Genomic DNA, 26,769 nt, shown 5'->3' on the forward strand with positions numbered 1-26,769 from the left:
TGTGCGCCGGAACCACCCCCAACCCCATCCTTTAAAAAGGAGGGGGCAAAGAAGTGAAAGACTTCGGCACATCTTCCGATCCAGCGGTACAGGCCCAGCTTGACCGGCTTGCAAAACTGTCACTGCCCGAAGGGCGCATGGGCCTTGATACTGTACGCAAGTTGCTCGCGCGATTGGGCGATCCGCAAGACCGGCTGCCGCCCGTTTTCCACGTTGCCGGAACGAACGGCAAAGGCTCCGTCTGTGCATTCCTGCGAGCGATGTTGGAGGCTGATGGCAAGACCGTTCACGTCACCACCAGCCCGCATCTGGTCCGCTATAACGAGCGTATTCGGGTAGCGGGCAAGCTGATCGAAGATGCTCGTCTGGCAGAATTGCTTGAGGAAGTACTGGATGCGGCTGAGGGCCTGAATCCCAGCTTTTTCGAAGTGACGATCGCTGCTGCATTCACCGAATTCGCGCGCATTCCGGCCGATGCCTGTGTGGTCGAAGTGGGTCTTGGCGGACGGTTCGATGCGACCAATGTGCTAAAACCCGATGTGCTGGCAGCCTGCGGTATCGCAGCGCTCGGAATTGATCACGAACGCTTCCTGCTCGCGCCCGAGGACGGTGTGCCGCAAGAGCCAATAGCGCGGATTGCGTTCGAGAAGGCGGGAATTGCCAAGAAGGGCGTGCCGTTGGTCGTCATGACAAGCCAGTATCCGTCAGAAGCCAGACATGTAATCCGAAAAATCGCAAATTCTACCGGAGCGGTTTTGCACGAGCACTCGCAATCGATTATCGCCGAGCAAGCCTTCTTTAGCGTTGATGGGCAAGGAGTTAGGGAGAGACAGGATGATGAATTTGCCAACATCGTGCTGATGGGCAAACATCAGATTCTCAACGCCGCGCTAGCTCGAGACATGCTTCAAGCCCAGACCAAAATCGGGGTTGGCGACAGTGCTTTCATGGCGGGCGTCCGCAAGGTGCGCTGGCCAGCTAGGATGCAGTTGCTTGCGCCAGGCCCGTTGACAGTTCTCGCTGATGAGCACGATATTTGGCTGGATGGCGGTCACAACCCGAGCGCCGGACACGCGATTGCCGAGTTTTTTGACGAGCCAGTCCATCTCATTATCGGGATGCTCGACAACAAAGACCCGCGCGCTTTGCTCGACCCGCTGGAAGGCCGCGTGCAATCGCTTCAGGTCGTACCGGTTCCAAACCATGACAGCCATCATGCAACAGCATTTGGACCCGATGCAGTGGCGCGCGATAATATTGAGGAAGCGCTGCTAAACGTTCCGTCAGACGACTATACGATCCTGATCGCGGGCTCACTGTACCTTGCGGGCGAGGTTCTGCGGCTGAACGACGAAATTCCGGACTAGGACGCTTTCTGAGTGGCCGCGACCTCAGGAGCCACCACGCCTGCTGCCTTGCCTAAACGGGCTTGCCGTATCCATTCAACGATACAAAGCACCACAGCGAACATGCCGATTAGCGTCGTCAGGATGAACACATCGAAATAGCCGCGCTCCTCGATCATCTGGCCAAGTGCGCCCCGACCTAATGTCCCGACCAGCAGGGTCAGTGAGGACAGAAGCGCATATTGCACCGCGCTGTATCCTTTGGAGACGATGCTCGACAAATAGGCCACGAACGCCGCCCCTGCAACTCCAACCGCGATATTCTCTCCGGCGATCGCCATCATCAACTTTGCCAGCGCGGGATCGCCGCCCATCTGGGACACGAGCCACGTAAAGCCAGAATTGTCGGCCACTGCCTGCATCACCGCTCCGCCCCGCGCCAGATCGGCGTAGAGAAGGTTTGTCACAGCTGCGAAAAACGCGCCGAGCGTCAGCGTGAGCATTCGCCCGATTGCAGTCAGCAGGTAACCGCCCAGCGCAAGCCCGACCAGTAACGCACCGACGCCGAAGAACTTGGACGCTACCGCCACCTCGTCCTTGGTGTATTGCAACTCACCTAGGTAAAACGGATAGGCAAAGCTGCCCCATATCGCATCGGTGATGCGATAGGTCAGAACCAATGCAATAACGATAATCATGGCCCAGCCAAGCCGCCCGATCAGGTCCGTCAGTGGCAGCACCAGCGCGCGGTAGAGGTGATCCATCGCGCGGTCGGCACTGGTCTTTGCGGGGGCCGCTTCGGTCAGCAAATTGGTGCCGTTGCGCTCTTGCCTTACCAGCCAAGCTGCAATGATCGAAGGCACGACAACCGTGGCCACAACAATCAAAGGCCCCATCGTCGAAATGAATTCAACCGAGTCTGGCCGCGTGTCGGGATTGCTCGAAAGCGAGCGAACCATAAAAACGCCGACCGTTATCAACGCCCAGCCCCACAGCACACCGACGGCAGCCAAAGACCATGCACGCAAACCCGGCACTAATTGGCCGGATTTGCGTAACCCGTAGGGATCCGCGCTATCTTCATCGCCCGTTGCCTCCAGCGCCGTGGCATCCGCATCCGGCGCCCACAGACCTGCAAAACCGACGATCAGCATAAGCGCGCCCATGCTCAGATAGACCGTCGGCCAGTCGGTCCGCTCCGCAAGGAATAATGCGAAAGCACCGCCCACAAGCGCGGCTATCCGGTAGCCCATCTGGTAGACTGTGGAGAGAATATCGATCGTCGCGACATCATCCGCCACGTCCACCCGCCATGCATCGATCACAACGTCCTGGGTGGCGCTGGCAAAGGCTGCAAGGCCGGCAAGCAAGCTGAAGATACCGATTGTCTCATTTGTCGGAGCGATGAAGCTGAGCGAGGTTAGAGCTGCTCCGATGAGTAACTGGGCGGTAACAATCCATTGTTTGCGCTTGCCGAGTTTCTTTAGAACCGGAATGTCCACCCGATCAAGCGCGGGGGACCACAGGAATTTAAACGCATAAGCGAGGCCGACCAGCGAAAATACGCCCATCGTTTCCAAGTCGATCTCGCCGCTATCGGACAGCCAGGCGTAAAGTGTACCAAGCACAAGCGCGTAAGGAAGTCCGGCGGCAAAACCGAACAGTAACATATAGGCTGTCTTGCGCTGGCGCAGCGCGGTCAGCACCACGCGCCAACCCGGTTTACCCTTAGCGGCTGCGTCAGCCATATATCCCCGTCCTCTTTGTATCCGTGCTATTTCATGCAACAGTAACGTGATCGCGTGATTTAGGAAGTGTTTGATGAACGAGACCCCAATCATCCCCAGCAAATCCGTTCCCCACAATTTGCGCCCGACTAGCGGACAATTGGCGCTGGCCGAAGCCATCGCACGGGAAGACACGCGCAATGACGCGGGCATCACGCATGTGCCCGCATCGGTTTATACCGATCCCGATCATTGGCAGCGGGAGAAAGCAGCTCTGTTCGACCGGATGCCGCAGGTTATCGCACCGTCAGCGTTGCTACCCGAGGCGGGCGTGGTGGTACCGCATGATGATACGGGGCGGCCCTTGCTCATTACACGCGATGCCGTTGGAGACGTTCATGTCTTCCTCAATGTCTGCCGCCATCGCGGAACTCGGCTGGTTGAAGGCGAGGATGTCCAGTGCGCCAAGCGTCTCGTTTGCCCATACCACGCGTGGACGTACAAGCTGGACGGCAAACTGCTCGCGCTACCCCGTCCCGAAACATTTCCCGGCCTCGACAAATCCGAAAACTCATTGATCGAATTGCCAAGCTGTGAGGCGGGCGGCCTGATCTGGTTCGCCCCCGTCGAGGAGGCCGACTTCACATTTGCCAAGATGCTGGGCGAGGACTTTGCCGCATTCGGAATGGACGATCTGTTCCTCTATCGCCGCAAAACGCATCAGGTTAACGGCAATTGGAAGCTCATCATGGATGCCTTCCTAGAAAGCTATCACGTCACCCGCCTCCACGCGAAAACCATTGGTCCGTTCTTCAAAGACGGCATCACCGCGGGTGATATGATCGGTCCTCATGCCCGCTCTGCCGTGGGCCGGTTGGAGGAACTGGAGGGCATTGATCTGACCGACATGGCAGCGATGCGCCGCGTGATAACCTTTGCCTATCAACTGCTTCCCGCGACGATTATCATCCCCAGTCCTGACTATGTAAATGTGATGGTGCTGATGCCCGACGCGCATGATCATACGGTGGTCGAAGACTTCATGCTGATCCCGGAGGAACCCAAGACCGACAAAGCGCGTGACCATTGGGATCGCAGCTGGAAACTCCTCGACGGCGGCGTGTTCGCAAGTGAAGATTTTCGTGCTGCGGAGTTAGGCCAGCAGGGGCTTTCGACAGGAGCTATCTCCCAATTGACGCTTGGCAATCTCGAAACCGGTATTCTGCGCTTCCATGAAACGGTGCAGCAAGCGCTAAACGTAAATCCTTGAGTGAAGTGGGCTGAAGGCGTAACGGCGCGCCATGACCACAAACCCTCCCCGTCAAGAAGGCCGCCCCGAGGGCGAGCGTATCGCAAAATTGCTCGCCCGTGCTGGTATCGCCAGCCGCCGCGAAGTCGAACGGATGATCGAAGCCGGGCGGATTTCCATTGATGGGAAGGTGCTGGATACGCCCGCGACCATCATCCCCAACCTCAACGGCGTAACGGTTGACGGAAAGCCTGTTGGCAAACCGCAACCAGCGCGCATCTTCTGCTTCCACAAACCAGCCGGTCTGTTGACCGCAGAACGCGATTTCAGCGGTCGCGGCACGATCTATGATGCGTTGGTAAATGCGTTGCCCAAAGACGCGCCGCGCGTGATGCCGATTGGCCGCCTCGATATTAACACCGAGGGTCTTCTGCTGATGACCAATGATGGCGAGCTGAAACGCGCGATGGAACTGCCCAGCAACGCTATTCCGCGCACCTACCGCGCGCGCGCTTACGGCGATGTCACGCAAAGCCAGCTCGAAGATCTGATGGACGGCATCACCATCGAAGGTGTCCGTTACGGCCCGATCAACGCCAATATGGAACGCAAAACCGGCCGCAACCAGTGGATCGAAATGACCATCACCGAGGGCAAAAACCGCGAAGTGCGCAATGTGCTGGAATATCTCGGACTGGAAGTGAACCGCCTGATGCGTACCGAATATGGTCCGTTCAGTCTGGGCGATATTAAGCGCGGTCTCGCGATCGAAGTCCCGCAGAACGATGTCGAACGCTACCGCAAACAAACGCTGCGGGCGCAGAGCAAGCGATGAGAATTATCGCTGGCGAATGGCGCGGGCGGAAGCTGACGGCGCCCAAAGGCGATGCGACGCGCCCTACCGGCGACCGCACACGCGAGACTCTTTTTAGCATGCTCACCAGCCGCTTGGGGTCGTTTGAAGGCCTGTCGGTAGCCGATCTTTTCGCAGGCTCGGGCGCGCTCGGGCTTGAGGCTTTGTCGCGCGGCGCTGCCCACTGCCTGTTTGTCGAGCAGGAAGAATATGCGCTGAAAAGCATCCGCGCCAATATCACTACATTCGATGCACGATCCCGCAGTGATGTCCGCGCAGGCTCAGCAATGGGGCTTGGCCCCGCAAAGCAACCACTCGATCTGATCCTCCTTGATCCACCATACGAAACCGGCGCAGGCTCGGTCGCGCTCGATAAGATGAACCGGCTCGGTTGGATAGACCCCGCGACATGGATCGCGCTCGAAACAAGCGCAAACGAAGACGTCTCAATCCGGAAACTTGAAGTGGTGGCCGACCGCCGCGTCGGGAAAGCGAAGCTTCATCTGCTTCGTCTTTCCGAGGAAGGACCAGGAGACAACGCGGCGGCCGACAGTTAGCCCTCGGTTACGACCCGGCGGGCATCTCGTCTGACGGTTTCGGCGCTGCCCCTGCATCATCTTGCAGGCGCTTCTCTACCATCTCCCACGCGGCGGCCCGATCCACAGGCTCCATCTTCGCGAGGGCAATCTTGTCATTATCGGTTAGCCGCCAGAACATATTCTGACGTGGAACCGGCAAACTCCAATAATAAGTCTGCACATCGCCCGGCCACATGGCATAGCCCGCCTGTTGTTCAGGCGACCAGCCGTCAAACACGGCTTGCTCATCCGGCGTCAGTTGATGCGGAGGCGGCTCAGGCATGGCAGGCGCTTCCTCGCCCGGTGGGGGCGATGCCTGATCTTGCGCCAATAACGGCGCTGATTGAAATGCCAGCAATGTGCCAACAGCACAGGTGGCAGAGAGGGTGTATTTACGCATGGTATTCTCCTTTGAAGTACCCTGCGCGACGAACGCGACCCAACCTTTCTCAAGGTGATCCCTATGTGCTGGGCGGACTTTCAAAGGGCAACAGCAAGCGCCGCAACTAGGCGCAAACCAGCCTCGTCAAAGCGGCGATTGTGCAGAAAACCGGCCAAAGCGAGAATTGGCCTCAGCACAGGCAGATGCCGCTTGCAGGGCAGACTTATGTTCCCTAGTTGTTCACGCTTACTATGACCGGTGCTACAATTCCTTCTGCGTCTGATAATAACGGCGAGATCCCGGCCTATGCCGCGCGGTTGAACACGCCGCAAAAGGATGCGGTGCTGACTACAGAGGGGCCGGTGCTGATGCTAGCCGGTGCGGGAACGGGTAAGACTGCCGCGTTGACCGCTCGCCTCGCGCATCTGGTGGCAATGCGCAAAGCATGGCCGAGCGAGATTTTGTGCGTGACCTTTACCAACAAGGCCGCGCGCGAAATGCGCGAGCGGGTTGGCGGGCATATCGGGGACGCGGTTGAGGGGATGCCGTGGCTCGGTACATTCCATTCAATCGGTGCGAAAATGCTCCGCCGCCACGCCGAGCTGGCCGGCTTGCAGAGCAATTACACGATCATTGATACCGACGATCAGCTGCGCCTGCTCAAACAGCTCATCCGCGATGCGGAGCTGGACGAGAAACGCTGGCCACCTCGCCAACTTGCCGGCCTGATTGATCGCTGGAAAAATCGCGGATTGAACCCGGATGATCTCGATGCTGCAGAGAATGAGAGCTACGCCAACGGGCGCGGTCAGGAATTCTATCGCACCTATCAGCAGCGGTTGAAAGCGCTCAACGCCTGCGATTTCGGCGATCTGTTGCTGCATGTGCTCAATATCTTTCGCGGGCACCGCGATGTTCTGGAGCAGTATCAGAAGCGCTTCAAATACATTCTGGTCGACGAGTATCAGGATACCAATCAAGTCCAGTACTTATGGCTCCGCCTGCTCGCGCAGGAGCGCAAGAATATCTGCGTCGTGGGCGATGACGACCAGTCGATCTATTCGTGGCGCGGCGCGGAAGTCGCCAATATTCTGAAATTCGAGAAAGACTTTCCCGGCGCCAAAGTTGTCCGGCTGGAACAGAATTATCGCTCCACACCCGAAATTCTCGCCGCTGCATCTGGCCTGATCAATGCCAACAGCCAGCGGCTCGGCAAAGAGCTGTGGACCGAGCATCCGAAGGGAGACAAAGTCCGCGTAGTCGGCGTATGGGACGGCCCGGAGGAAGCGCGGCGAGTCGGCGAGGAAATCGAACGGCTCGAAAGCGAAGGCGCTTCGCTGGACCAGATCGCCATTCTGGTCCGTGCGCAGTACCAAACACGTGAGTTTGAGGATCGCTTCATTCAGATCGGCCTCAATTACCGGATCATTGGTGGTTTCCGCTTCTACGAGCGTGCGGAGATCCGCGATGCCCTCGCCTATCTGCGCGTCATCGCGCAGCCGCAGGATGATCTGGCGTTCGAGCGGATTTACAACCAGCCCAAACGCGGCCTCGGCGCGAAGACGCTGGAGAAGATGCACCAATATGCGCGGGCTGCAGGAATGCCGCTTGCCGCCGCATCGCTGCAACTGGCCGATAGCGACGAGCTGCCCAAACGCGCCGGAAACACTATCGCGGCCTTGATGCGTGATTTCATTCGCTGGCGCGAGATGGAACCGCAGGTCACGCCTGCGGAATTGCTCCGCACCGTCCTCGATGAATGCGGCTATTCGGCGATGTTGGAGGCTGAGCGGTCGCCCGAAGCCGCTGGCCGGATTGAAAACCTCTCCGAACTCGCCCGCGCGATGGAAGAATATGAAACGCTCGGCGATTTCCTCGAACATGTCAGTCTGGTGATGGACAATGACGCGCGCGATGATGAGGAAAAGATTACCATCATGACCATGCACGCGGCCAAGGGGTTGGAGTTCAACAATGTGTTCCTGCCCGGCTGGGAGGAAGGCGTGTTCCCGTCCCAGCGTTCGCTTGACGAAGGCGGCCTTGCCAGCTTGGAGGAGGAACGCCGCCTCGCCTATGTCGCGATCACCCGCGCGCGCAAACGCTGCACGATCCTGCATGCCGCGAACCGGCGGATTTATGGTCAGTGGACCAGCTCGATCCCCAGCCGCTTCATCGAAGAATTGCCCGACGAGTTTATCGATCAGGAAACGACCATGACCGGCGGCGCATCGTTATGGCGCGCAAACTGGTCAGAAAGCGACGATCCCTTCGCGCATGTCAGCAAGGCCCGCAGCGACACACGCGGCCCGGGCTTCCAACGCGCGCTAGGCAGCACTTACAACACCGCCCCCAACCGCGTGAAAGAAAGCCACCGCAGCGCCGCCAGCTTCGCCGCCAAACCCCGCGCCGACATCGCCCTGGGCGCCCGCGTATTCCACGATAAATTCGGTTACGGCACAGTAATGAGCCAAGAAGGCAACAAGCTGGAGATCAATTTCGAGCAAGCCGGCACGAAGCGGGTTATTGATAGTTTTGTGAGTGTGGCGGAGGGGTGACCTGAACAGAACGGCCAAGCCATCCTCGCCGAAGCCCCTGCTCGACTATTCGGTTGCCAGAGGGGTGGCAGGCTTACCAGCTTTGGTCGTCACCAGATAATCGAAGCCCAAGACGAGGAAACGAAACATATCGTCTGCCTCACTAAGCCCTTTATTGCCCATGCTACGGCGTACCGGCTCCAACGGAATCACAAAATGCCCATCGCCCTCATCCAACGCCGTCATATTGACACCCGCCGCTTCGAGGGAAGCGCGCAGTGTATCACCCCGGGTTGTGGGCTTAACTGTAAACGCACCATCGGCTGATGGACGGATCGCTGTCTGTTCACCGCCTACAGGAAGATACGCGATGTGTAGCGCGTCCATACCATTTGCAGCGGCCATGCCCTCCACGAGCGAGCCGATATCAAACGTCGACATTGGCGAAGTCGCATGACCCACATGAACTGCGCCCATCTTAAAGATGACTTTGGGCGGCGACTGATCCCCGGCCGCCGCTCTGGAATAGGAGGACAGGAAATACTCACGAATAAGTTCAACCCGGTCGAGGTTGTTCTCAAGGCCACGTCCGGCAAAGATAGACCGGTAGATAGACTGGCTTCGTTTCAGCTCGTCTATTACCACTAACGCTTCGGCATCGGCTGCAAAGATATCACGCAACTGCGTCCAGCGTTCGTTATCAGCGGTTGCCATTAACACAGCTGTCTGATTGCCGGCCGCAAACGCTTCTTTCTCCTTCTCAAACAGCGCAATCACAATATCCGTATTCGATCCGGCTCGCTCGGCCAACCATTCGAGGTGGATCATTGGCGATCCGATAAATTCTTGATCAATACCCCATAGCTTGCCATCCGCAGTGAACGCTGCCGCGACTTCGGCTTCTTCGCGGAAATTGAGGAATGGAATTGCTAACGGACGTCCTTCGAGCGCTCGGGCGTACCCATCTACACCGCTTGAACGCAGCTTTTCGCGCAGCCAGGCTGTAGAATGCGGGCCGACTTCGATGGCGTAGTAATCGAACCCGTGAGGCTTCCCCTCTCGAGCGAATGCGGCAACGAGCGCTGGCGCACCTGCATATCCATGATCTTCACCGATTCCGATGAATTGGGCACCAGCCAGCGCTGAACGTAACATTTCGGCCCCTGCCCCCGCGAAACCATCTGATGAAAATTCAATCAACTCCGGTTCGATCTTTGCCGGAGCGGGCGCATTATCGCCCGCCCTCACTGCAGTCGTCGCGATGTACGCAAGAGCAGCTGCTGTTAGAAATTGGTGCAATTTGATCATATTCATCTCACTCCTGTGTGTTACCGTAGCAATACAGCTATACGCAAGAGTGAGATACGTCAATGTGCGCCAGTTACCGGGCTCGGTGTGCGCGAACGAGCAGCGTTCCAAATAGACAGAAGCTCGTCACTTTCTGAGCGCGATCAACCAGCCAAACTAATCCAGATCGCGGTGAAGAATGACGCTCCGCCCATCATCCCGAAAATATGCCAGATCGGATAGCGGAAGCTAAGCGTCTTGCTCTTATAGAACAGCGTTCCGACAGTGTAGAACAGTCCGCCCAGAACCAGCGCGGTCAGTGCTATGCCGGAGAGCACGAACCAAAAATCGGGCAGCGCGAACAGGCCGAACCAGCCCAGCCCGAGATAGGATACCAGCGACCATTTCGAGTCGAGATTGCTGCCGAATATTTTGAAGAGCACTCCAACCAGCGCGCAGGCCCAGACTACCGCCATAATAATATAGGCGCTGGTGGTCCCCGCCACGATCAAGAGCGGGCTGAAGGTACCGGCGATGAGAGGATAGATCGCCGCATGGTCCCACTTGCGCAGTGTTTTACGCAAGTGGTGATGCGGTAACAGATGATAGGCGGCCGATACACAAATCGAAGCGAATATGGCCGCGATATAGATCACCATCGCCGCTGTGAGCAATGCGTCGCCGCGCGCCATGGCGATAGGGAGCAAAATTGCGCTCGCGATGCCAAAGCCGATCAAACTCACGGCGTGGACCGCCAGATCGGCGTAGCGTTCCGGGGCTGTTTCGCTGGGGTACATTGGCTAAAGTCGGTGGCCGAATTACTTCTTAAAACCGACGCCCAGAAAACCGGGTTGCGGACCGTTCCACTCACCCGGCGGAACCGGCTCGCTATCCTCGTCACGGCGTTTGCGTGGTTGCTTCGGCTTTTCTGTCTTCTCGGGCTTCGGAGCCTTTTTGGGCCGGTCCTGCGTCGGTGCCTTGGCAGGTTTTTCATCCCGCTCCGGCTTGTCCTCGCGGACTTGCTTTGGCGCGCCTACGTCATCCTTCTTCGGCTTCGGTTTGCGCGGCGGTTTACCCTTGCTTGAGGGAGCTTCCTTAAGCTCAACCCGCACATCGTCCTTGCCGAATATGTCGATCTTGCTTTTGGTCAGCTTCTCGACATTGTCGATTGCCTCGGCATCCGCTTTGGTCACGAAGGTAAAGGCCCGGCCCTTGGCTCCTGCCCTGCCCGTCCGGCCAATCCGGTGAACATAATCATCGGGATGCCACGGCGTGTCGTAATTGAACACGTGGCTTACGCCTTTGATGTCGAGCCCGCGTGCAGCAACGTCTGACGCCACCAGAATATTGATGTCGCCCGATTTGAAGCGCTCCAGTTCTTTTTGGCGCGTATTCTGGTCGATATCGCCGTGAATCTCGCCGCTTTTGAAGCCGTTGCGCTGCAAATCCTTGTTAAGCTGGCGCACGGTCGTTTTCTTGTTGGAAAAAACAATCGCGGTTTCGACGTGATCATTATTGAGCAGCCATTCCAGCGTTTCTTGCTTTTTGCGCTGTTCGACATTGATCTTGAAAGCCGTGATATTGTCATTGGTGCTGGCAGCACGGCTAACTTCGATCTGCTTAGGGTTGCTGAGGAACTTGTCAGCCAGCTTTTTGATAACCGGCGGCATTGTCGCCGAGAACAGCATCGTCTGGCGGTTTTCAGGCAATTTTTCGCAGATAAATTCGATATCGGGAATGAAGCCCATATCAAGCATCCGGTCGGCTTCATCGATAACCAGCAACTCGCACCCGCTGAGCAGGATCTTACCGCGCTCAAACAGATCCATAAGCCGGCCCGGCGTGGCAATCAGAACATCGACGCCTTCGTTTAGCGCTTTGAGCTGATCGCCCATTTGTACGCCGCCGATAAGCAGCGCCATTTTCAAATCGTGGTTTGCGCCATACTTCTCGAAATTCTCGGCAACTTGAGCAGCGAGTTCGCGCGTCGGTTCGAGAATAAGCGAGCGCGGCATTAGCGCGCGGCGGCGGCCAGAGGCCATCACATCAATCATCGGGAGCACAAAGCTGGCGGTCTTACCCGTACCCGTTTGCGCGATCCCGATGAGGTCTTTCATCATCAGAATGGCAGGAATTGCTTCCGCCTGGATCGGAGTGGGTTCGGTGTAACCAGCGGCATCAACCGCTTTCAATAGGTCTTCAGAGAGGCCGAGATCGGCAAAGTTCATAGAGTATCCGGTAAATGGGGGGCCGCCTAGGTGGCGGACCCGATTGCGAACAAGCCCATTGCCTGTCCGTAAAATCGGTGTTGCCTCTGCGGGTAGAGGCGCTGAAAGTCAAGAAAACGCCCGTGCGACGCGGTATAAAAGCGCGACAATTAGGGCACAGTTTTGCAGGCCGAAGCTATCGATCGGCTCAGATCGGCTCGCGAACCACTTGTCGAAGCTCGCTAAGCTTGCATTTCACGCCCGTGCGGGTCTGCAAATTGTCACGCCGGATGCAGAGATTGCCATCCTTGCTCGGCTCGACGTAAAAACCGGAATAGAAATCGCGCGCGGAGCAGGCCTTTTCCAGACTGGCGGCGATAATTCGCTGATCCTGCATATACAGCATCAGCCGGTTATCGCGGGTGGATTGCACTCCTGCAATACCCTGCATCTTAACGCACTTGCCCATTTTCTTTTCGACCGTGCGGGTTTCACTTTGCGGCCGCGGAGTAGGAGCGTTCAAATTTTGCCGCGTTACCGGACGACGCGGTGAGACACGGATGATCAATCGGCGTTCAATGCGGATTTGCCACTGCACTGGGCCGCTATTCGGACTCAACGTATTCAGCCAGATGTCTGCGGGCAAAGCGCGATCTTCCGCCGGAGCGAGTGTTAGCCCCACACGATCAACAGCCGGTGCATCCGAACGCGGCGCTTCTTCTGCATCAGCTGCAGGAAGCAGCAGCGCTAAAGGCGCAAGCAAGGCTCCAAAAGTCGGCATGGTCAGACGCGTTCACATTCCCCAGGCGGCGCCGCTGTCGATTGCGAAAAGCGCAGGCGCGGCTCCATCAAGCGACCTCTCCTAACGGCATAGGTTGAATGTCCGCTTAATTGATCGGCAAATTCTTGCAAGTTGTGGCGAAAGCCAATCAAAATGTGCCATAGGGCGCGCATGATACAAAAGTCGGAATTTATCGAGCAAGCATCAAAGCTTTTGGGCTCGCGCGGATTTACCAGCGATCCGGACCTGGTATCGCCGTGGCTGACCGATTGGCGCGGACGCTATACCGGCGCTGCCATAGGGTTGGGGTCGCCTGCGTCTACCGACGAGGTGTCTGCGCTAGTGAAACTGTGTTCGCAGCATGAAGTCGCAATCGTACCCCAAGGCGGAAATAGCGGCATGTCCGGCGGCGCGACGCCCGATAATACAGGCACGGCGATCGTCATTTCGCTGCGGCGGATGAATACGATCCGAGCGCTCGACAAAGATGAAATGACCGCTACCTGCGATGCTGGCGTGATTTTGCAAAATCTGCATGAAGCAGCGGAAGCCGAGCGCTTGCGCTTTCCCTTAACTCTGGGCGGAAAAGGCTCCGCCACTATTGGCGGTTTGATATCGACCAATGCGGGCGGAACGCAGGTATTGCGGCACGGAACCATGCGCGCGCAAGTCATTGGGCTGGAGGCGGTCCTCCCCGATGGACAGATTTTCGATTCACTCACCCCTCTCAAGAAAGACAATCGCGGCTTCGATCTCAAACAATTATTGATCGGATCGGAAGGGACATTGGGCATAGTGACGGCCGCGACGTTGCGCCTGTTGCCGGAAATTGCAGGTCGAACGGTGATCTGGGCAGGCCTGCCTTCAATCACCCACGCACGCCAATTGTTGCTACATAGTCAGAAAATGGCTGGAGACCGTCTGGAGGGATTCGAAGTGCTACCAGCGCATTGCCTCTCCGCCGTGCTTGATCATTTGCCAGATGCTCGCGCGCCGCTGGGTGAACCCTATCCGTGGAACGCGTTAATCGAGCTAGTGGGTGACGCAGATACAATTGATAGTGTCGCCCCTCTTGCCGAAGCTATGCTTGAAAAAGCATTCGAAGCCGGAACGATCCAAGACGCTACAATCGCCGCGAGTGAGTCGCAGGCAGAAGCGTTCTGGCAGTTACGCGATTCGATTTCGCCAGCCGAAAGAGCGATTGGCCCGGCGATGCAGCATGACATCTCGGTGCCGGTTGATCGTATGGCACAGTTTGTCGAAGCTGCGGTACCGGCTGTCGAGGAGCGTTTTCCCAACAGCATAGCTGTTGCCTTTGGGCATCTTGGTGATGGCAATGTGCATTTCCATGTGCTTGCACCGAAGGACACGGTACCCGGCGAATGGGAAATGGGAGATGGTAAGAAAATCAGCGGCTTCGTGCATGATCTTGTGACAGAATGGGACGGTTCGATCAGCGCGGAGCACGGCATCGGGCAGATGAAGGTCGATGAACTGGGCCGGTTGGGCGATCCGACTGCATTGTCGATCATGCGCAGCGTCAAGCAGGCACTCGATCCCAAAGGACTGTTCAATCCGGGGAAGTTGGTGCCACCCGAATAAGGCTGATAGCGCCCGAGATAGAGTCATACTTGCTTCGTGCGCATTCTCCCCGTAAAGCGCGCGCTTCACGCGGGGGACGCACCAGCGGCAGCCGCACCGATATTCTATCAAGACGAACCGGAGACATCCCATGGCCAGCGCGCCGCAACCTCAATTGCCCCTGTTTTATAAAGACCTTATGCCGCTTAACAGCCGCGACCATGCCAAGTGGAAGACTAAGAGCAGCGATTCTGCGGACTGGCTTATCGGTCAGCACGCTATTCCGCTGACGGTCGACGAATTCGTTCAGACCGCACGCGATTTCCCGATCATCTTTTCGTCGGGCGACAATCCGCTTCCGTTGGCGCTCATGGGCCTGAACGAGGGCGTGAACACTTTTGTCGACGACAAGGGTAAAATCAACGATCCGGTTTATCTGCCGGCATATGTGCGCCGTTACCCCTTCATGCTTGCCAAGCTTACGCCGGAGGGTGACGATCTGTCGCTCTGTTTCGATCCGACCGCTGGAACAGTAGGTGAGTTCGACGAAGGCCAGGACCTTTTCGACAAAGACGGCAAAGCTACCGAAGCAACCCAGAACATTCTGCAATTTTGCGAGCATTTCGAAGGCGCCGGTCAACGCACCAAAGCCTTCATCGACGAGCTTAAAAAGCATGAGCTTCTGATGGACGGCGAAATCGCCATCTCGCAAAACGATGATCCGGATAAGCCATTCGTTTATCGCGGCTTCCAGATGATCGACCAGGAAAAACTGAAAGAAGTTCGCGGCGATGTTCTGCGTGACTGGAACAAAAACGGCATGCTCGCGCTGATCTATTCGCACATGATGTCGCTTGACCTGATGCGCGTGATCTTTGCCCGCCAGGTTCAGCAAGGCACCGCGCCAAAAGCGGCCGATGCACCTGCCAGCTAAAGAGCGGTAAAACGAACATTATAGGCGGCGGTCGGGGTTGAAAGACCTTGGCCGCCGCCTTATTTTTAAAGGGTCCGGGCGGCACTCCCCCTCATAGCTGGCCGGACAGGCGCGCATTGCGCGTCACCTCCCTGAACCTTGGCCACCTCGTGCGCTCGTGCGAGGTGGCTTTTTTTGGTAATTTCGACCTATTCTGCAGCGAGCGGCTGGCCGCGAGAGCGCCCAAGTGCGGCAACTTCTTCGCCAATCACCCGCACCAACCCTGCGAGACGCGCGCTTAATCCGGCCGTATCGGCTGACAGCGACGACATGTCTTTCTCAAGATACAGCGAGCGGCATATCTCCAACTGTATCGCATGGATCGACCGCGCGGGCGCAGCATGGCGATCGAGCACATATCCGCCGGCGTAAGGTCGGTTATGGGCCGCTCTTCCCCCATCATCCGAGAGCGTGCGCAGCGCGCTAGCCACCAGTCGATCATCAGCCGAAGCGCCAAACCGGTCACCCAGCACGAATTGCGCAGGCAAATCATCATGATTGGCCTTCCTGAGCGGCGGCATGGAGTGGAAATCAAGCAGCAGCGCCGCGCCCCATTGATCGCGCATTGTCTGCAAAGCGGAAGACAGCGCCGAATGATACGGCACGTGTACCTGGCGGATCCGTGCATCCAACTCCGCCTGCGATGTCATTTCCGACCATATCTCGCCCAATCCGGGAAGACGGCGCGGGATCAACCCCAGCCCGCTCCGCGCGCGGCGATTTGCCAGCGAATGCCGTACCCCGTCAGGTCGTGAATCGGCGATCATATCCCAATCGACGTCATCGGTGGCACGGTTAAGATCGAGCATTGCGCGGGGCGCATGTGCCACCAAAAAGCCTGCGCCCGTTTGCCGAGCGACGAGCGATCCCAGTTGGTCGACATGCCGATCTTCCAGCCGAATCGACGAATAGTCGGGTCTGCGCATCCGCTTGACCAGATGGTCCGGATAGACCCTGCCCGCATGCGGCACTGCGATAAGAACCGGGATTGGCAAATCGTCAGGCAGCTTCAGTGAGTAAGCAGGTTTACGCGTGCCCGGAATGATCCCGCCCTGATCTAAGCCAGCATCTACCTGGTTGTCGTTGTCCTGCGTCATTAACCCCTTTGCTGAACGCTCTGCGTTGACGAGTCAAAACATTGCTGTGTCAAAGCTGGCCAACTGTCACAAAGCGAGGGATTTCTTAAGTCAATCGGACTATGAGGCTTCGCATGACGGAATCAACAGCCCTACGTATCCTTCTGGCCGAGGATGAAGAAGCCATGCGCACCTATCTCGGGCGCGCTTTAGAAAAAGCCGGTTATGAGGTGGTTTCTGTCGACCGCGGCACCGCAGCGGTTCCTTTGCTGGAGGCCGAGCATTTCGACCTACTTTTGTCGGACATTGTAATGCCCGAGATGGACGGGATCGAACTGGCGCAGCGCTGCAACGAGGTTAGCCCCGCGACCAAGGTGATGTTTATTACCGGCTTTGCTGCGGTCACGCTTAAGGCAAGCCGCGAACAGCCGACCGCAAAAGTGCTGTCCAAGCCGTTTCACCTGCGCGATCTCGTACTCGAAGTGGAACGCGTTTTCGAAGATCAGGCGCAAGCAAGCCTTTAATCGCTTTCGAATCAATCACCCTCTTGCGCGGCTGATTGGCGGGCGCTAGAGGGCGCTCCTGCTGCTTTGGTAGCAAGATGATGGTGCGGGCGTATAGCTCAGTGGTAGAGCACTGTATTGACATTGCAGGGGTCGGAAGTTCAACTCTTCCTACGCCCACCATCCCTCTCAAAGGCGTCGCGATTGCGGCGCCTTTTGTTTTTGGCAATCCGCGAAAAACAAGTCTGCCGTTTTTCTGCTAATGCTGTCCGAAGCTTACAATACCGGTCGCCAAAGCCGGTTTTAATAGTCTTTACGGCGAATGTAGGGAGAGGCGCGAATGTCAAAGAATATTCTGATTTTCTCCGACGGCACCGGTCAAATTGGAGGGCTGAAGCCCGATCAAAAATTGTCCAACGTCTACAAGATGTACCGGGCGATGCGACCGGGGCCTGACTCGCCCATCTCCTATGACAAGCAGATTGCCTATTATGACCCTGGTTTGGGCGCGGGCGAAGTTGAGGGCGTGTCGCTGAGGAAGATACGCAACAAAGCCGAGGCAGCAATCGGTACCGGGATCGATGAAAATGTCATCGATTGCTATGAGAAAATTCTGGAATATTACAAACCAGGCGATCGCATCTTCCTTTTTGGGTTTTCCCGAGGCGCTTATACCGTCAGAGTTCTCGCCAATGTGATGAATTTGTGCGGGATACCGACCCGTATGCCCGACTGGTCTCCCCTGCCCCCGCGCGGACCAAAGCTGAGAAAGATCGCCAGGCTCGCTGTGAAGTCGGTTTACGGTCATGGCGCGGGCAAACCGCGCGGTCAGCAACCCTTCCTCAGTCAGCGAGAAGAAAAGGGGCGGCGTTTCCGCAATGACTATGGCAGCGCACCTCCTCCAAGCGAAAACAATGTTCAGGGCAATGTGCAACCCGATTTCATCGGTGTGTTCGACACGGTTGCAGCGCTGGGAAACGCGCTGTTGTTCCGCCTATTTGCGGCGACCGTGCTCGTAGGGCTAGTGTTCACATACCTCACACATAGCGAAGGGTGGAACGCTTGGTTTGTGTATTCTCTGGCCGCCTTCACCGGTCTCAGCAGCATTTGGTTGGCCAGAGTCGTATCCTCCCAAATCCGCTATTTTGAACCCGATCCTGATAACCCTTTGTCGCTTTGGAAGCCGTGGGACTGGCTTGCAATCTACAGGAATACCCATTTGGCGCGGTGGAATAGACAAAACTACGACAAGTGGCTCGACTCCGATGTCGGTTTCGCGCGCCATGCGCTTGCCATCGACGAAAGCCGGGCCGATTTTCCGCGTGTCGAATGGGGCAGCAGCGGCGAAGTAGCCAAGAATGCAGATAAAGAGCCCCAATGGCTGCACCAAGTCTGGTTCGCAGGCTGCCATAGCGACATTGGCGGCAGCTATCCCGAAGCGGAGTCGCGCCTGAGTGACATTTCGCTCGACTGGATGGTGCGGGAGCTCAGATCCTGCTTTTTCTCGGTTCAGTTGCAAGAGCACATGCTGCATATGTCACCCGACCCAAAGGGACAGCAGCATGAGGAGCGCATTCTCAAAAAGCTCGGGCCTATCCAGCTGAAGTGGAAGGTGAAGCCAAGGGAAGTTCATCCCGAGCACAAGCTTCACTACTCTGTCATTCAGCGGTTAGAGACCGATCAGGTACGGCATCCCGAGGAAATCAAGCCATACCGACCTGAACAGTTGCGCAATCATCCTGACGCGTCGCAATATTACCCGTCCAAACCGGTTTTGCGGAAATAGGACAACATGCCGATCCCCGCCAGCCAATAGCCACCTTGCCTCTCTGCCCGCCTCTGCTAAAGCGCGCTCACACCCTAAACGCAGGCCCAAAACAGAGGCAAAATACCCCATGGCGAAAATCACCGTGAAGAACCCCGTCGTCGAGCTCGACGGCGATGAAATGACCAAGATTATCTGGCAGTGGATCCGCGAACGTTTGATCCTGCCCTATCTCGACATCGATCTGAAATATTATGATCTGTCGATTGAGAAGCGCGACGAAACCGATGACCAGATTACGGTGGACGCGGCTAACGCCATCAAAGAACACGGCGTTGGCGTAAAATGTGCAACTATCACTCCCGACGAAGCCCGCGTTGAGGAGTTCGATCTCAAGAAAATGTGGCGCTCGCCCAACGGCACAATCCGCAATATCCTCGGCGGCGTTGTATTCCGTGAGCCCATCGTGATCGACAACGTTCCGCGCTTGGTGCCCGGTTGGACCGACCCGATCGTGGTTGGCCGTCACGCCTTTGGTGACCAGTACCGCGCCACTGACACGCTGATCCCTGGTGCAGGCAAGCTGCGCCTCGTGTTCGAGGGTGCCGACGGGAAGAATATCGATCTCGATGTATTCGAATTCGAACAGCCTGGTGTCGCGATGGCGATGTACAACCTCGACGATTCGATCCGCGATTTTGCCCGTGCCAGCTTCCAATACGGCTTGGACCGCAAATGGCCCGTCTACCTGTCGACCAAGAACACCATCCTCAAGAAGTATGATGGCCGCTTCAAAGACCTGTTCGAAGAAATCTTCGAAGCCGAGTATAAAGCCGATTTCGAGAAAGCCGGCATCACGTACGAGCATCGTCTGATCGACGACATGGTCGCAGCGGCTCTGAAATGGAGCGGCAAGTTCGTTTGGGCCTGTAAGAACTATGACGGCGACGTCCAGTCGGACATCGTTGCACAGGGCTTCGGCTCGCTCGGTCTGATGACGTCAGTTCTGATGACACCCGACGGGAAAACCGTGGAAGCGGAAGCTGCACACGGAACCGTCACCCGCCACTATCGCCAGCACGAGCAAGGCAAGGCGACATCCACCAATCCGATCGCGTCGATCTTCGCGTGGACCCGCGGCTTGATGTATCGCGGCAAGTTCGACGGCACGCCTGAGGTTGTGGAATTTGCAGAAACGCTCGAGCGTGTCTGCATCGAAACCGTCGAGAAAGGCCAAATGACCAAAGACCTCGCACTGCTGATCGGACCGCAACAAAACTGGCTGACCACCGAGCAATTCTTCGAGGCGATTGTTACCAATCTCGAGAAGGAAATGGCTGCGTAAGCATCCAGTCTCATGAATCAGCAAGGGCGAGCATCGGGCAACCGGTGTTCGCCCTTTTCATATCATCAGTCAGCGCTGTCCGGCGGAACATTCATCCGCTAGATACGCTGATGGACAAACCACAGCATCAGCAAGGCCATTTGTGACCACCAAGAAAACTCCGCCCGCGAAACGCACCGTCCGCAAATCGACCGAGAAATTCGGCAAGCGCCGGTTGGAAGTCCGCCAGGCCATGGCGAAGGATGTGCGCGGGATTTCTGCTCTCGTCCGCCGAGCCTATGATGATTTGCCAGCATACACACAGGGCGAAATTCGCGGACAGATCAACAACTTTCCCGAAGGCTGCTTTGTCGCGCTGCTCGATGACACGCTCGTTGGCTATTGCGCATCGATGCAATTGCCAGAGCCGGTGGTGTTTGCCGATCACGACTGGGATGAAATTTCGGGCAATGGCTATGGCAGCCGTCACGATCCGACGGGCGACTGGCTCTATGGCTACGAAATGTGCGTCGATCCCAAAGTGCGCGGCGTGCGCATAGGACGGAGGCTTTATGAAGAGCGCCGGGCCCTTGCCGAAGAACGCGATCTGACCGGGATCGTGTTCGGCGGGCGGATGCCACATTACAAACGCCACAAACGCAAAGTCGAGAGCCCTCAGGATTACCTTGATCAGGTGCTCGCCGGAAAGATCCATGATCCGGTACTGCGCTTCCAACTCGCCAACGGATTCGAGCCTGACCGTATCCTTGAAAACTATCTGCCTGAAGACAAACGTTCCGAAGGCAACGCCGTAATGATGGTGTGGCGCAATCCCTATGTGGAGCGCGATCAGCCGGTAAAAAAACGCCTGCCGCGCGGGGTCGAAGCAGTCCGCGTCGCGACCTGCCAATTGCAGGCGCGCGCTGTGAAAGACTATGCCGAGTTCCTCAAAGCTATCGAATATTTTGTCGATGTTGCAAGCGATTACGAGTCGGACTTCATCGTCTTTCCAGAGCTGTTTACGCTCATGCTGTTGAGCTTCGAGGAGAAGGAGCTCTCTCCGGTCGAAGCCATCGAACGCCTGTCCGAATACACGCCGCGCCTGAAAACGGACATTGCCGACTTCGCCATGCGCTATAACATCAACATCATCGCTGGATCGCATCCGACGCGAATGGATGACGGGGACATCCACAATGTCGCCTATGTCTGTCTGCGCGACGGATCGGTGCATGAGCAGGAGAAGATCCACCCCACGCCCAACGAGCGCTACTGGTGGAACATAAAGGGCGGCGATTCCATCGACGTCATCCAGACTGATTGCGGGCCGATCGGCGTGCAGATCTGTTACGATAGTGAATTTCCCGAACTCTCTCGCCGGTTAGCCGATGAGGGCGCGCGGATCATTTTCGTTCCGTTCTGCACCGACAGCCGCCAAGGCTATCTCCGCGTCCGCTATTGCGCGCAGGCCCGCGCCATCGAGAACCAATGTTACGTGGTTCTATCCGGCAATGTCGGCAATCTGCCTAATGTCGCCAATATGGATATTCAATACGCACAAAGCTGTATCCTGACGCCGTGCGATTTCCCTTTCGCGCGCGACGGCATTGCCGCCGAAGCCAGCGAAAACGTCGAAACGCTGACAATCAGCGATATCAACCTTGCGGATTTGAGCTGGGCGCGCGCCGAGGGCACCGTGCGCAATCTCGCCGACCGGCGCTTCGACCTCTACCGCATCGAATGGGACGATGAAGGCAAGCACAAAGGCCGTCACCGCCCTCGCCGCGAGCCTATCGGCACTTCGACTGCCGGAGGTGGATGAAGCGCAATGCTGTCGTGACAGCGCAACGTTGAACGCCTAAGCATCCCTCATGGCCGGGGAAATCGACACATCATCAATGGGCGACGCGCTGGTCATCCTAGGCGCTGCCGGATTGGTGATACCGGTATTCACCCGCTTTCGCATTACACCGGTCATAGGCTTTATTCTGATCGGTGTAGCCGTCGGCCCTTTTGGCCTTGGTAAGCTGATATACGACATACCCTGGCTCAGTTACGTCACGATCACCGATCCCGAGGCGCTGGAGCCCTTTGCCGAATTCGGTATTATCCTGTTGCTGTTCACCATCGGGCTCGAGCTGTCGTTCAAGCGATTGTGGCAAATGCGCAAGCTGGTCTTCGGCCTGGGCGCGCTCGAGCTCCTGATAATCGGGACGTCTCTGGCGATTGTCCTGGCAATGATGGGGCAATATTGGACCGGCGCGATGGCGCTGGGCCTGGCACTGGCATTCTCCTCGACCGCGATTGTGCTGCCAATTTCAGGCACGACGTCACCGGTGGGCCGCGCAGCACTCTCGATGCTGCTGTTCGAAGATATTATGATCGTTCCGATCATCTTCATCCTCGGCGCACTCGGGCCAGCAGCGCAAGATGGCGGCTGGGAAGGTCTGGTCACAATCTTATGGCAAGGTGGTTTGGTGGTTGTGGCGCTGCTTGTGCTTGGCCGGATTGCCTTGCCCCGCTTGTTTGCACAGGCTGCCCGTACCAAAAGCCCTGAACTGTTCTTGGCCGCTAGCCTGTTGGTCGTTATCGGTGCCAGCCTCGCCACATCCGTCGTGGGTCTTTCGCCAATTGTCGGCGCGATCATCGCCGGTCTGCTGATTGCAGAAACCGAATATCACAGCGAAGTCGAAGGCATTATCGAGCCGTTCAAAGGCCTCGCTCTGGGTATCTTCCTTATTACCGTCGGCATGAGCATCGACCTGGCGACCATCTGGGATAATCTCGGTTCCATTTTGACTGCGGTGGTCTTGGTTCTGGTATTCAAGGCCGCCGTCACCGGCTTCTTGCTGCGCATGATGGGCGCGCGGCGTAGCACAGCTGCGGAGACGGGCATCCTTATGGCCAGCCCATCGGAAACGACTTTGATCGTGCTTGCTGCCGCCAGCGCCGCCGCATTGATCCAGCCCGGGACCGCCCAATTCTGGCAAATTGTAACCGCGATTGGCCTTACGGTCACGCCGTTACTCGCACGGCTGGGCCGCGTCATAGCCCGCCGCGTCGAGCCGGCACCCGAACTGGAAGAGATCGACCACAGCACGCCTCCGGTGATCATCATCGGTATCGGCCGCGTCGGGCGGCTCATCGCACAAATGCTCGACAAGCATGAACGGCCTTATCTGGCGGTCGATTCCGATGCAGATCTTATCGAATACGCCAAACGCAAAGGTTACCGCGCGACATTTGGCGACGCTGCACGCGGCGATGCAATGAACCGCCTTGGAATGGACCGGTCGCCAGCAGTGGTCCTGACTATGGACGAACCAGTCCTTGCAGAAAGGCTGACCCGCAAGCTGCGCAAAGAGTATCCTGACCTGCTCATCGTTGCCCGCGCGCGCGATACAACGCATGCGGCAGAACTCTACCGCGCTGGCGCAAGCCATGCGATCCCGGAGAGTCTGGAAGCATCGTTACAACTCTCAGAAGCGGTGCTGGTTGACATTGGTGTTGCCATGGGTCCGGTGATTGCGTCGATTCATGAAAAGCGCGACGAATACCGAGCGAAGATCGAGCAAGAAGGCGCGCTGGACTATAAGCCACAGCTGCGCACCAGCACTTTGGAAAACTAACTTCTCGAAACAATTCAGCCGATTGCGCGTTGTTCTCCCGAAGGAGAATTATAATGAGTGATAAGAGCAATCCCGCCGAACCCCGGTCAAATGACGAAAAGTTCAAGCCGCAAAACGTTCAGGATGAAAGCCACGGCAGCGTCACCAGCGGTGGCCGCAATGAGCGCAATATGGACGACGTCTCGCGCGGCAGCGAATCCAAGACCTCGATCAAGAAGCCCAGGTAATTAAGTAACTGCCATAAATATCATTCGGCGATCGCGGCGCGAACAGCCGCGATCGCTGCATCTGCCTTACCACCATCGGGACCGCCGCCCTGCGCCATATCCGCACGGCCGCCGCCCCCTTTACCCCCAAGCGCTTCTACGCCGACCCGGACCAATGCGACGGCATTATATTGCTCGGTCAGATCGTCAGTAACCGCCACGGCAAAAGCGGCGCGGCCATCGTTGACCGCGACAGCCGCTGCGATACCGGAGCCGAGCCGTGACTTCGCTTCATCGAGCAAACCGCGCAGTTCCTTGGGGTTCAAGCCATCAAGTACTTGACCAGAGAACTTCACGCCGCCAATATCTTCATCCGCAGGACCGGATGCAGCGCCTCCACCACCCAGCGCCAATTGTTTGCGCGCTTCCGCGAGTTCCTTTTCAAGCGTTTTGCGCTCTTCCACCAACGCCGCGACACGTGTGGTCGCCTCATCTGGCGACGTTTTGAGGACGCCAGCGAGACTTTTGAGCGCATCTTCGCGGCTGACGAGCCACTGGCGGGCTGCTTCGCCGGTCAGGGCTTCGATGCGGCGCACTCCCGACGACACCGCGCTTTCGGAGATAATCCGAAACACGCCGATATCACCTGTGGCTTTTACGTGTGTACCGCCGCACAGTTCGACCGAATAATTCTTTCCGTCATCGGAATGTTGTCCCATCGAAAGTACACGGACTTCGTCGCCGTATTTCTCACCAAACAGCGCCATAGCGCCTGCCTCGATCGCGTCATCGGGACTCATAAGCCGGGTTACAACCGGATCATTGGCACGGATTTCGGCATTCACTTCGGCTTCAATGGCGGCGATATCTTCTTCCGTCAGCGCGACGGGCTGCGAGAAATCAAAGCGCAAACGGTCCTCGGCGACCAAGGAACCCTTCTGCGTTACGTGATCACCCAAACGATTACGGAGCGCGGCGTGAACAAGGTGCGTTGCCGAGTGGTTTGCGCGAATGCGGTCACGGCGTCCTGCATCGACATCCATGTGGACCGTGTCGCCGACTGAAATCGTACCCGTGTCAATCGTGGATTGATGCGTGTGCAACCGCCCGAGCGGTTTGGCCGTGTCAGTAACCGTAACCGACAGCCCTTCAGGTGTCGTGATTGAGCCAACATCACCCGCCTGCCCCCCGCTTTCACCATAAAACGGCGTCTGGTTGGTCAGTATTGTGACATCGTCGCCTTTGGTAGCGGATTGGACTTCTTTGCCGTCCTTGACGAGCGCCACAACGCGCCCCTCGCCGCTGGTGGAAGTGTAGCCGGTAAATTCGGTGCTGCCTTCGCGCTCGGCAATGTCGAACCAGACCTCGTTGGAGGCTGCATCGCCCGAGCCCTTCCATGCTGCGCGCGCAGCTGCTTTTTGGCGATCCATTGCGGCGTCGAAACCTGCGCGGTCGACCGCGATGCCGCGGTCTCGCAAGGCATCTTCGGTCAGATCGTATGGAAAACCATATGTGTCGTAGAGCTTGAACGCAGTCTCGCCATCAAGCTGCTCGCCGCCGCTCATATCCCCGGTCGCATCATCGAGCAGCTTCAGACCCTTGTCGAGCGTGCGCCGGAACTGTGTTTCTTCGCGTTCGAGCACTTCGGTGATGAGCGCTTGCCCGCGTTGCAGTTCGGGATAGGCCTGACCCATCTCGGTAACCAACTCAGGGACCAGACGATGCATCAATGGCTCGCTCGCACCGAGCAAATGCGCGTGACGCATCGCACGGCGCATTATCCGCCGCAAAACATAGCCGCGCCCTTCGTTCGACGGCAGCACGCCATCGGCCAGAAGGAAGCTGGTCGAGCGCAGATGATCGGCTATCACGCGGTGGCTTGCCTGCGTGTCACCGGTAGCCGCCACGCCGGTGAGGCTTTCGGATGCTGCGATCAGCGCTTTGAATGTGTCGGTATCGTAATTGTCATGCACACCCTGCATCACTGCAGCAACACGTTCTAGGCCCATGCCGGTGTCGATCGAAGGCTTTGGCAAATCGGTGCGATTACCCTGCCCGTCCTGTTCGAATTGCATAAAGACGAGATTCCAAATCTCGATAAAGCGGTCACCATCCTCATCGGGCGAACCAGGAGGGCCTCCGGGAATGTGATCGCCGTGATCGTAGAAAATCTCGCTACACGGTCCGCAGGGGCCAGTATCGCCCATCGACCAGAAATTGTCATTGGTGGCGATGCGGATGATCCTGTCTTCGGGCAGGCCCGCAATCTTGCGCCACAGATCGAAGGCTTCGTCATCGGTGTGATACACCGTTGCGATCAGCTTTTCGGCAGGCAGGCCCCATTCCTTGGTCAGCAGTGTCCATGCGTTATGGATTGCCTGTTCTTTGAAATAATCGCCGAAAGAGAAATTGCCGAGCATCTCGAAGAATGTGTGATGCCGCGCAGTGTAGCCGACATTGTCGAGATCGTTGTGCTTACCCCCTGCACGCACACATTTCTGCGAACTGGTTGCGCGCGGTGCTGGAGGCGTTTCGAGCCCGGTGAAGACGTTCTTGAACGGTACCATTCCCGCATTGACGAACATCAATGTGGGGTCGTTATACGGCACCAGCGGCGCGCTCGGCACCGCAGCGTGGTCCTGAGCCGCGAAATAGTCGAGAAACGAGCGGCGAATGTCATTGGTCGATTGCATCAGGTGCAATTAATCACTGACGGGGCGGGCGACAAGCGATTAAGCATGGCAAAGCGTACAGGCCGCGCAAAGAAA

Annotated in this window: 21 protein-coding genes and 1 tRNA gene; 14 read left to right on the forward strand and 8 right to left on the reverse strand. The window is 57.3% G+C overall.

The features are described 5' to 3' along the window. Nucleotides 1-53: 53 nt before the first annotated feature. Nucleotides 54-1,367, forward strand: coding sequence for a bifunctional folylpolyglutamate synthase/dihydrofolate synthase (locus GRI35_RS10865; RefSeq protein ID WP_160614180.1), 1,314 nt, complete (start codon nucleotides 54-56; stop codon nucleotides 1,365-1,367). On the opposite strand, the gene GRI35_RS10870 is transcribed toward GRI35_RS10865, so the two are convergent. Continuing rightward, complete coding sequence (locus GRI35_RS10870; protein ID WP_160614181.1) at nucleotides 1,364-3,094, reverse strand: AmpG family muropeptide MFS transporter; 1,731 nt, start codon at nucleotides 3,092-3,094, stop codon at nucleotides 1,364-1,366. The genes GRI35_RS10865 and GRI35_RS10870 overlap by 4 nt on opposite strands. Nucleotides 3,095-3,167: 73 nt before the next feature. Here GRI35_RS10870 and GRI35_RS10875 point away from each other — a divergent pair, with 73 nt between their 5' ends. From GRI35_RS10875 to rsmD, 3 genes are read left to right on the forward strand one after another with little or no spacing between them, the layout of a single operon-like run. After that, the gene (locus GRI35_RS10875) at nucleotides 3,168-4,343 is read left to right on the forward strand and encodes an aromatic ring-hydroxylating oxygenase subunit alpha (protein WP_160614182.1); all 1,176 of its coding nucleotides are present in this window, start codon (nucleotides 3,168-3,170) and stop codon (nucleotides 4,341-4,343) included. A 31-nt stretch (nucleotides 4,344-4,374) separates the two neighbouring features. Next, nucleotides 4,375-5,157, forward strand: a complete 783-nt coding sequence (locus GRI35_RS10880; protein ID WP_160614183.1) for a pseudouridine synthase — start codon at nucleotides 4,375-4,377, stop codon at nucleotides 5,155-5,157. Next, nucleotides 5,154-5,732, forward strand: a complete 579-nt coding sequence (gene rsmD, locus GRI35_RS10885; RefSeq protein WP_160614184.1) for a 16S rRNA (guanine(966)-N(2))-methyltransferase RsmD — start codon at nucleotides 5,154-5,156, stop codon at nucleotides 5,730-5,732. Before GRI35_RS10880 ends, rsmD begins: the two co-directional genes overlap by 4 nt. A 7-nt stretch (nucleotides 5,733-5,739) precedes the next feature. On the opposite strand, the gene GRI35_RS10890 is transcribed toward rsmD, so the two are convergent. Further along, nucleotides 5,740-6,153 (reverse strand): hypothetical protein, encoded by a 414-nt coding sequence (locus tag GRI35_RS10890; protein ID WP_160614185.1) that lies wholly within the window; start codon nucleotides 6,151-6,153, stop codon nucleotides 5,740-5,742. Nucleotides 6,154-6,386: 233 nt separating this feature from the next. Between GRI35_RS10890 and GRI35_RS10895 the strand changes: the two genes are divergently transcribed. Continuing rightward, nucleotides 6,387-8,690 carry a UvrD-helicase domain-containing protein gene (locus GRI35_RS10895; protein ID WP_160614186.1) on the forward strand — a complete coding sequence of 768 codons (2,304 nt, stop codon included), beginning with the start codon at nucleotides 6,387-6,389 and terminating at the stop codon, nucleotides 8,688-8,690. 45 nt (nucleotides 8,691-8,735) lie between these two features. On the opposite strand, the gene GRI35_RS10900 is transcribed toward GRI35_RS10895, so the two are convergent. From GRI35_RS10900 to GRI35_RS10915, 4 genes are all read right to left on the reverse strand, one after another. After that, nucleotides 8,736-9,977 carry a hypothetical protein gene (locus GRI35_RS10900; protein ID WP_160614187.1) on the reverse strand — a complete coding sequence of 414 codons (1,242 nt, stop codon included), beginning with the start codon at nucleotides 9,975-9,977 and terminating at the stop codon, nucleotides 8,736-8,738. Between the two features lie 143 nt (nucleotides 9,978-10,120). Then, on the reverse strand, nucleotides 10,121-10,753 hold the full coding sequence (gene trhA / locus GRI35_RS10905; protein ID WP_160614188.1) for a PAQR family membrane homeostasis protein TrhA: 633 nt from the start codon (nucleotides 10,751-10,753) through the stop codon (nucleotides 10,121-10,123). A 21-nt stretch (nucleotides 10,754-10,774) separates the two neighbouring features. Beyond that, entirely contained in the window at nucleotides 10,775-12,184 is a 1,410-nt protein-coding gene (locus GRI35_RS10910) for a DEAD/DEAH box helicase (RefSeq protein WP_160614189.1), read from the reverse strand. A 187-nt stretch (nucleotides 12,185-12,371) separates the two neighbouring features. Continuing rightward, nucleotides 12,372-12,944: a hypothetical protein gene (locus GRI35_RS10915; RefSeq protein ID WP_160614190.1), complete on the reverse strand. Its 573-nt coding sequence runs from the start codon at nucleotides 12,942-12,944 to the stop codon at nucleotides 12,372-12,374. Between the two features lie 171 nt (nucleotides 12,945-13,115). Here GRI35_RS10915 and GRI35_RS10920 point away from each other — a divergent pair, with 171 nt between their 5' ends. Beyond that, on the forward strand, nucleotides 13,116-14,546 hold the full coding sequence (locus tag GRI35_RS10920) for an FAD-binding oxidoreductase (RefSeq protein ID WP_235900193.1): 1,431 nt from the start codon (nucleotides 13,116-13,118) through the stop codon (nucleotides 14,544-14,546). A 130-nt stretch (nucleotides 14,547-14,676) separates the two neighbouring features. Further along, on the forward strand, nucleotides 14,677-15,459 hold the full coding sequence (locus GRI35_RS10925; protein WP_160614192.1) for a SapC family protein: 783 nt from the start codon (nucleotides 14,677-14,679) through the stop codon (nucleotides 15,457-15,459). A gap of 188 nt (nucleotides 15,460-15,647) precedes the next feature. Here the strand turns inward: GRI35_RS10925 and GRI35_RS10930 are convergent, their stop codons facing one another. Next, entirely contained in the window at nucleotides 15,648-16,595 is a 948-nt protein-coding gene (locus GRI35_RS10930) for an N-formylglutamate amidohydrolase (protein WP_160614193.1), read from the reverse strand. A gap of 113 nt (nucleotides 16,596-16,708) precedes the next feature. Here GRI35_RS10930 and cpdR point away from each other — a divergent pair, with 113 nt between their 5' ends. The 7 genes from cpdR to GRI35_RS10965 all read left to right on the forward strand — a co-directional run bounded on the left by cpdR (nucleotide 16,709) and on the right by GRI35_RS10965 (nucleotide 24,022). Further along, nucleotides 16,709-17,098, forward strand: coding sequence for a cell cycle two-component system response regulator CpdR (gene cpdR, locus GRI35_RS10935; RefSeq protein WP_160614194.1), 390 nt, complete (start codon nucleotides 16,709-16,711; stop codon nucleotides 17,096-17,098). Between the two features lie 87 nt (nucleotides 17,099-17,185). After that, nucleotides 17,186-17,260 (forward strand) — tRNA-Val (locus GRI35_RS10940). A 157-nt stretch (nucleotides 17,261-17,417) separates the two neighbouring features. Further along, a complete protein-coding gene (locus GRI35_RS10945; RefSeq protein WP_160614195.1) occupies nucleotides 17,418-18,863 on the forward strand; it encodes a phospholipase effector Tle1 domain-containing protein in 1,446 nt (481 codons plus the stop codon). 109 nt (nucleotides 18,864-18,972) lie between these two features. Next, the gene (locus GRI35_RS10950) at nucleotides 18,973-20,187 is read left to right on the forward strand and encodes an NADP-dependent isocitrate dehydrogenase (RefSeq protein WP_160614196.1); all 1,215 of its coding nucleotides are present in this window, start codon (nucleotides 18,973-18,975) and stop codon (nucleotides 20,185-20,187) included. A gap of 232 nt (nucleotides 20,188-20,419) precedes the next feature. Next, complete coding sequence (locus GRI35_RS10955) at nucleotides 20,420-21,988, forward strand: bifunctional GNAT family N-acetyltransferase/carbon-nitrogen hydrolase family protein (protein WP_160614869.1); 1,569 nt, start codon at nucleotides 20,420-20,422, stop codon at nucleotides 21,986-21,988. A gap of 49 nt (nucleotides 21,989-22,037) precedes the next feature. After that, complete coding sequence (locus tag GRI35_RS10960; RefSeq protein WP_160614197.1) at nucleotides 22,038-23,795, forward strand: cation:proton antiporter domain-containing protein; 1,758 nt, start codon at nucleotides 22,038-22,040, stop codon at nucleotides 23,793-23,795. Between the two features lie 53 nt (nucleotides 23,796-23,848). After that, the gene (locus tag GRI35_RS10965) at nucleotides 23,849-24,022 is read left to right on the forward strand and encodes a hypothetical protein (RefSeq protein ID WP_160614198.1); all 174 of its coding nucleotides are present in this window, start codon (nucleotides 23,849-23,851) and stop codon (nucleotides 24,020-24,022) included. Between the two features lie 20 nt (nucleotides 24,023-24,042). On the opposite strand, the gene alaS is transcribed toward GRI35_RS10965, so the two are convergent. Continuing rightward, nucleotides 24,043-26,694 carry an alanine--tRNA ligase gene (alaS, locus tag GRI35_RS10970; RefSeq protein ID WP_160614199.1) on the reverse strand — a complete coding sequence of 884 codons (2,652 nt, stop codon included), beginning with the start codon at nucleotides 26,692-26,694 and terminating at the stop codon, nucleotides 24,043-24,045. Nucleotides 26,695-26,769 lie beyond the last annotated feature (75 nt).

This window comes from Pontixanthobacter aestiaquae, from assembly GCF_009827455.1.
Taxonomy (GTDB): Bacteria; Pseudomonadota; Alphaproteobacteria; order Sphingomonadales; family Sphingomonadaceae; genus Pontixanthobacter; species Pontixanthobacter aestiaquae.

What these genes read in the sequence shown, in the direction of transcription:
- GRI35_RS10870 (WP_160614181.1), bottom strand. Translation starts at nt 3,094, where the DNA reads ATGGCTGACGCAGCCGCTAAGGGTAAACCGGGTTGGCGCGTGGTGCTG.
- GRI35_RS10875 (WP_160614182.1), top strand. Translation starts at nt 3,168, where the DNA reads ATGAACGAGACCCCAATCATCCCCAGCAAATCCGTTCCCCACAATTTG.
- GRI35_RS10880 (WP_160614183.1), top strand. Translation starts at nt 4,375, where the DNA reads ATGACCACAAACCCTCCCCGTCAAGAAGGCCGCCCCGAGGGCGAGCGT.
- rsmD (WP_160614184.1), top strand. Translation starts at nt 5,154, where the DNA reads ATGAGAATTATCGCTGGCGAATGGCGCGGGCGGAAGCTGACGGCGCCC.
- GRI35_RS10890 (WP_160614185.1), bottom strand. Translation starts at nt 6,153, where the DNA reads ATGCGTAAATACACCCTCTCTGCCACCTGTGCTGTTGGCACATTGCTG.
- GRI35_RS10895 (WP_160614186.1), top strand. Translation starts at nt 6,387, where the DNA reads ATGACCGGTGCTACAATTCCTTCTGCGTCTGATAATAACGGCGAGATC.
- GRI35_RS10900 (WP_160614187.1), bottom strand. Translation starts at nt 9,977, where the DNA reads ATGATCAAATTGCACCAATTTCTAACAGCAGCTGCTCTTGCGTACATC.
- trhA (WP_160614188.1), bottom strand. Translation starts at nt 10,753, where the DNA reads ATGTACCCCAGCGAAACAGCCCCGGAACGCTACGCCGATCTGGCGGTC.
- GRI35_RS10910 (WP_160614189.1), bottom strand. Translation starts at nt 12,184, where the DNA reads ATGAACTTTGCCGATCTCGGCCTCTCTGAAGACCTATTGAAAGCGGTT.
- GRI35_RS10915 (WP_160614190.1), bottom strand. Translation starts at nt 12,944, where the DNA reads ATGCCGACTTTTGGAGCCTTGCTTGCGCCTTTAGCGCTGCTGCTTCCT.
- GRI35_RS10920 (WP_235900193.1), top strand. Translation starts at nt 13,116, where the DNA reads ATGATACAAAAGTCGGAATTTATCGAGCAAGCATCAAAGCTTTTGGGC.
- GRI35_RS10925 (WP_160614192.1), top strand. Translation starts at nt 14,677, where the DNA reads ATGGCCAGCGCGCCGCAACCTCAATTGCCCCTGTTTTATAAAGACCTT.
- GRI35_RS10930 (WP_160614193.1), bottom strand. Translation starts at nt 16,595, where the DNA reads ATGACGCAGGACAACGACAACCAGGTAGATGCTGGCTTAGATCAGGGC.
- cpdR (WP_160614194.1), top strand. Translation starts at nt 16,709, where the DNA reads ATGACGGAATCAACAGCCCTACGTATCCTTCTGGCCGAGGATGAAGAA.
- GRI35_RS10945 (WP_160614195.1), top strand. Translation starts at nt 17,418, where the DNA reads ATGTCAAAGAATATTCTGATTTTCTCCGACGGCACCGGTCAAATTGGA.
- GRI35_RS10950 (WP_160614196.1), top strand. Translation starts at nt 18,973, where the DNA reads ATGGCGAAAATCACCGTGAAGAACCCCGTCGTCGAGCTCGACGGCGAT.
- GRI35_RS10955 (WP_160614869.1), top strand. Translation starts at nt 20,420, where the DNA reads ATGGCGAAGGATGTGCGCGGGATTTCTGCTCTCGTCCGCCGAGCCTAT.
- GRI35_RS10960 (WP_160614197.1), top strand. Translation starts at nt 22,038, where the DNA reads ATGGCCGGGGAAATCGACACATCATCAATGGGCGACGCGCTGGTCATC.
- GRI35_RS10965 (WP_160614198.1), top strand. Translation starts at nt 23,849, where the DNA reads ATGAGTGATAAGAGCAATCCCGCCGAACCCCGGTCAAATGACGAAAAG.
- alaS (WP_160614199.1), bottom strand. Translation starts at nt 26,694, where the DNA reads ATGCAATCGACCAATGACATTCGCCGCTCGTTTCTCGACTATTTCGCG.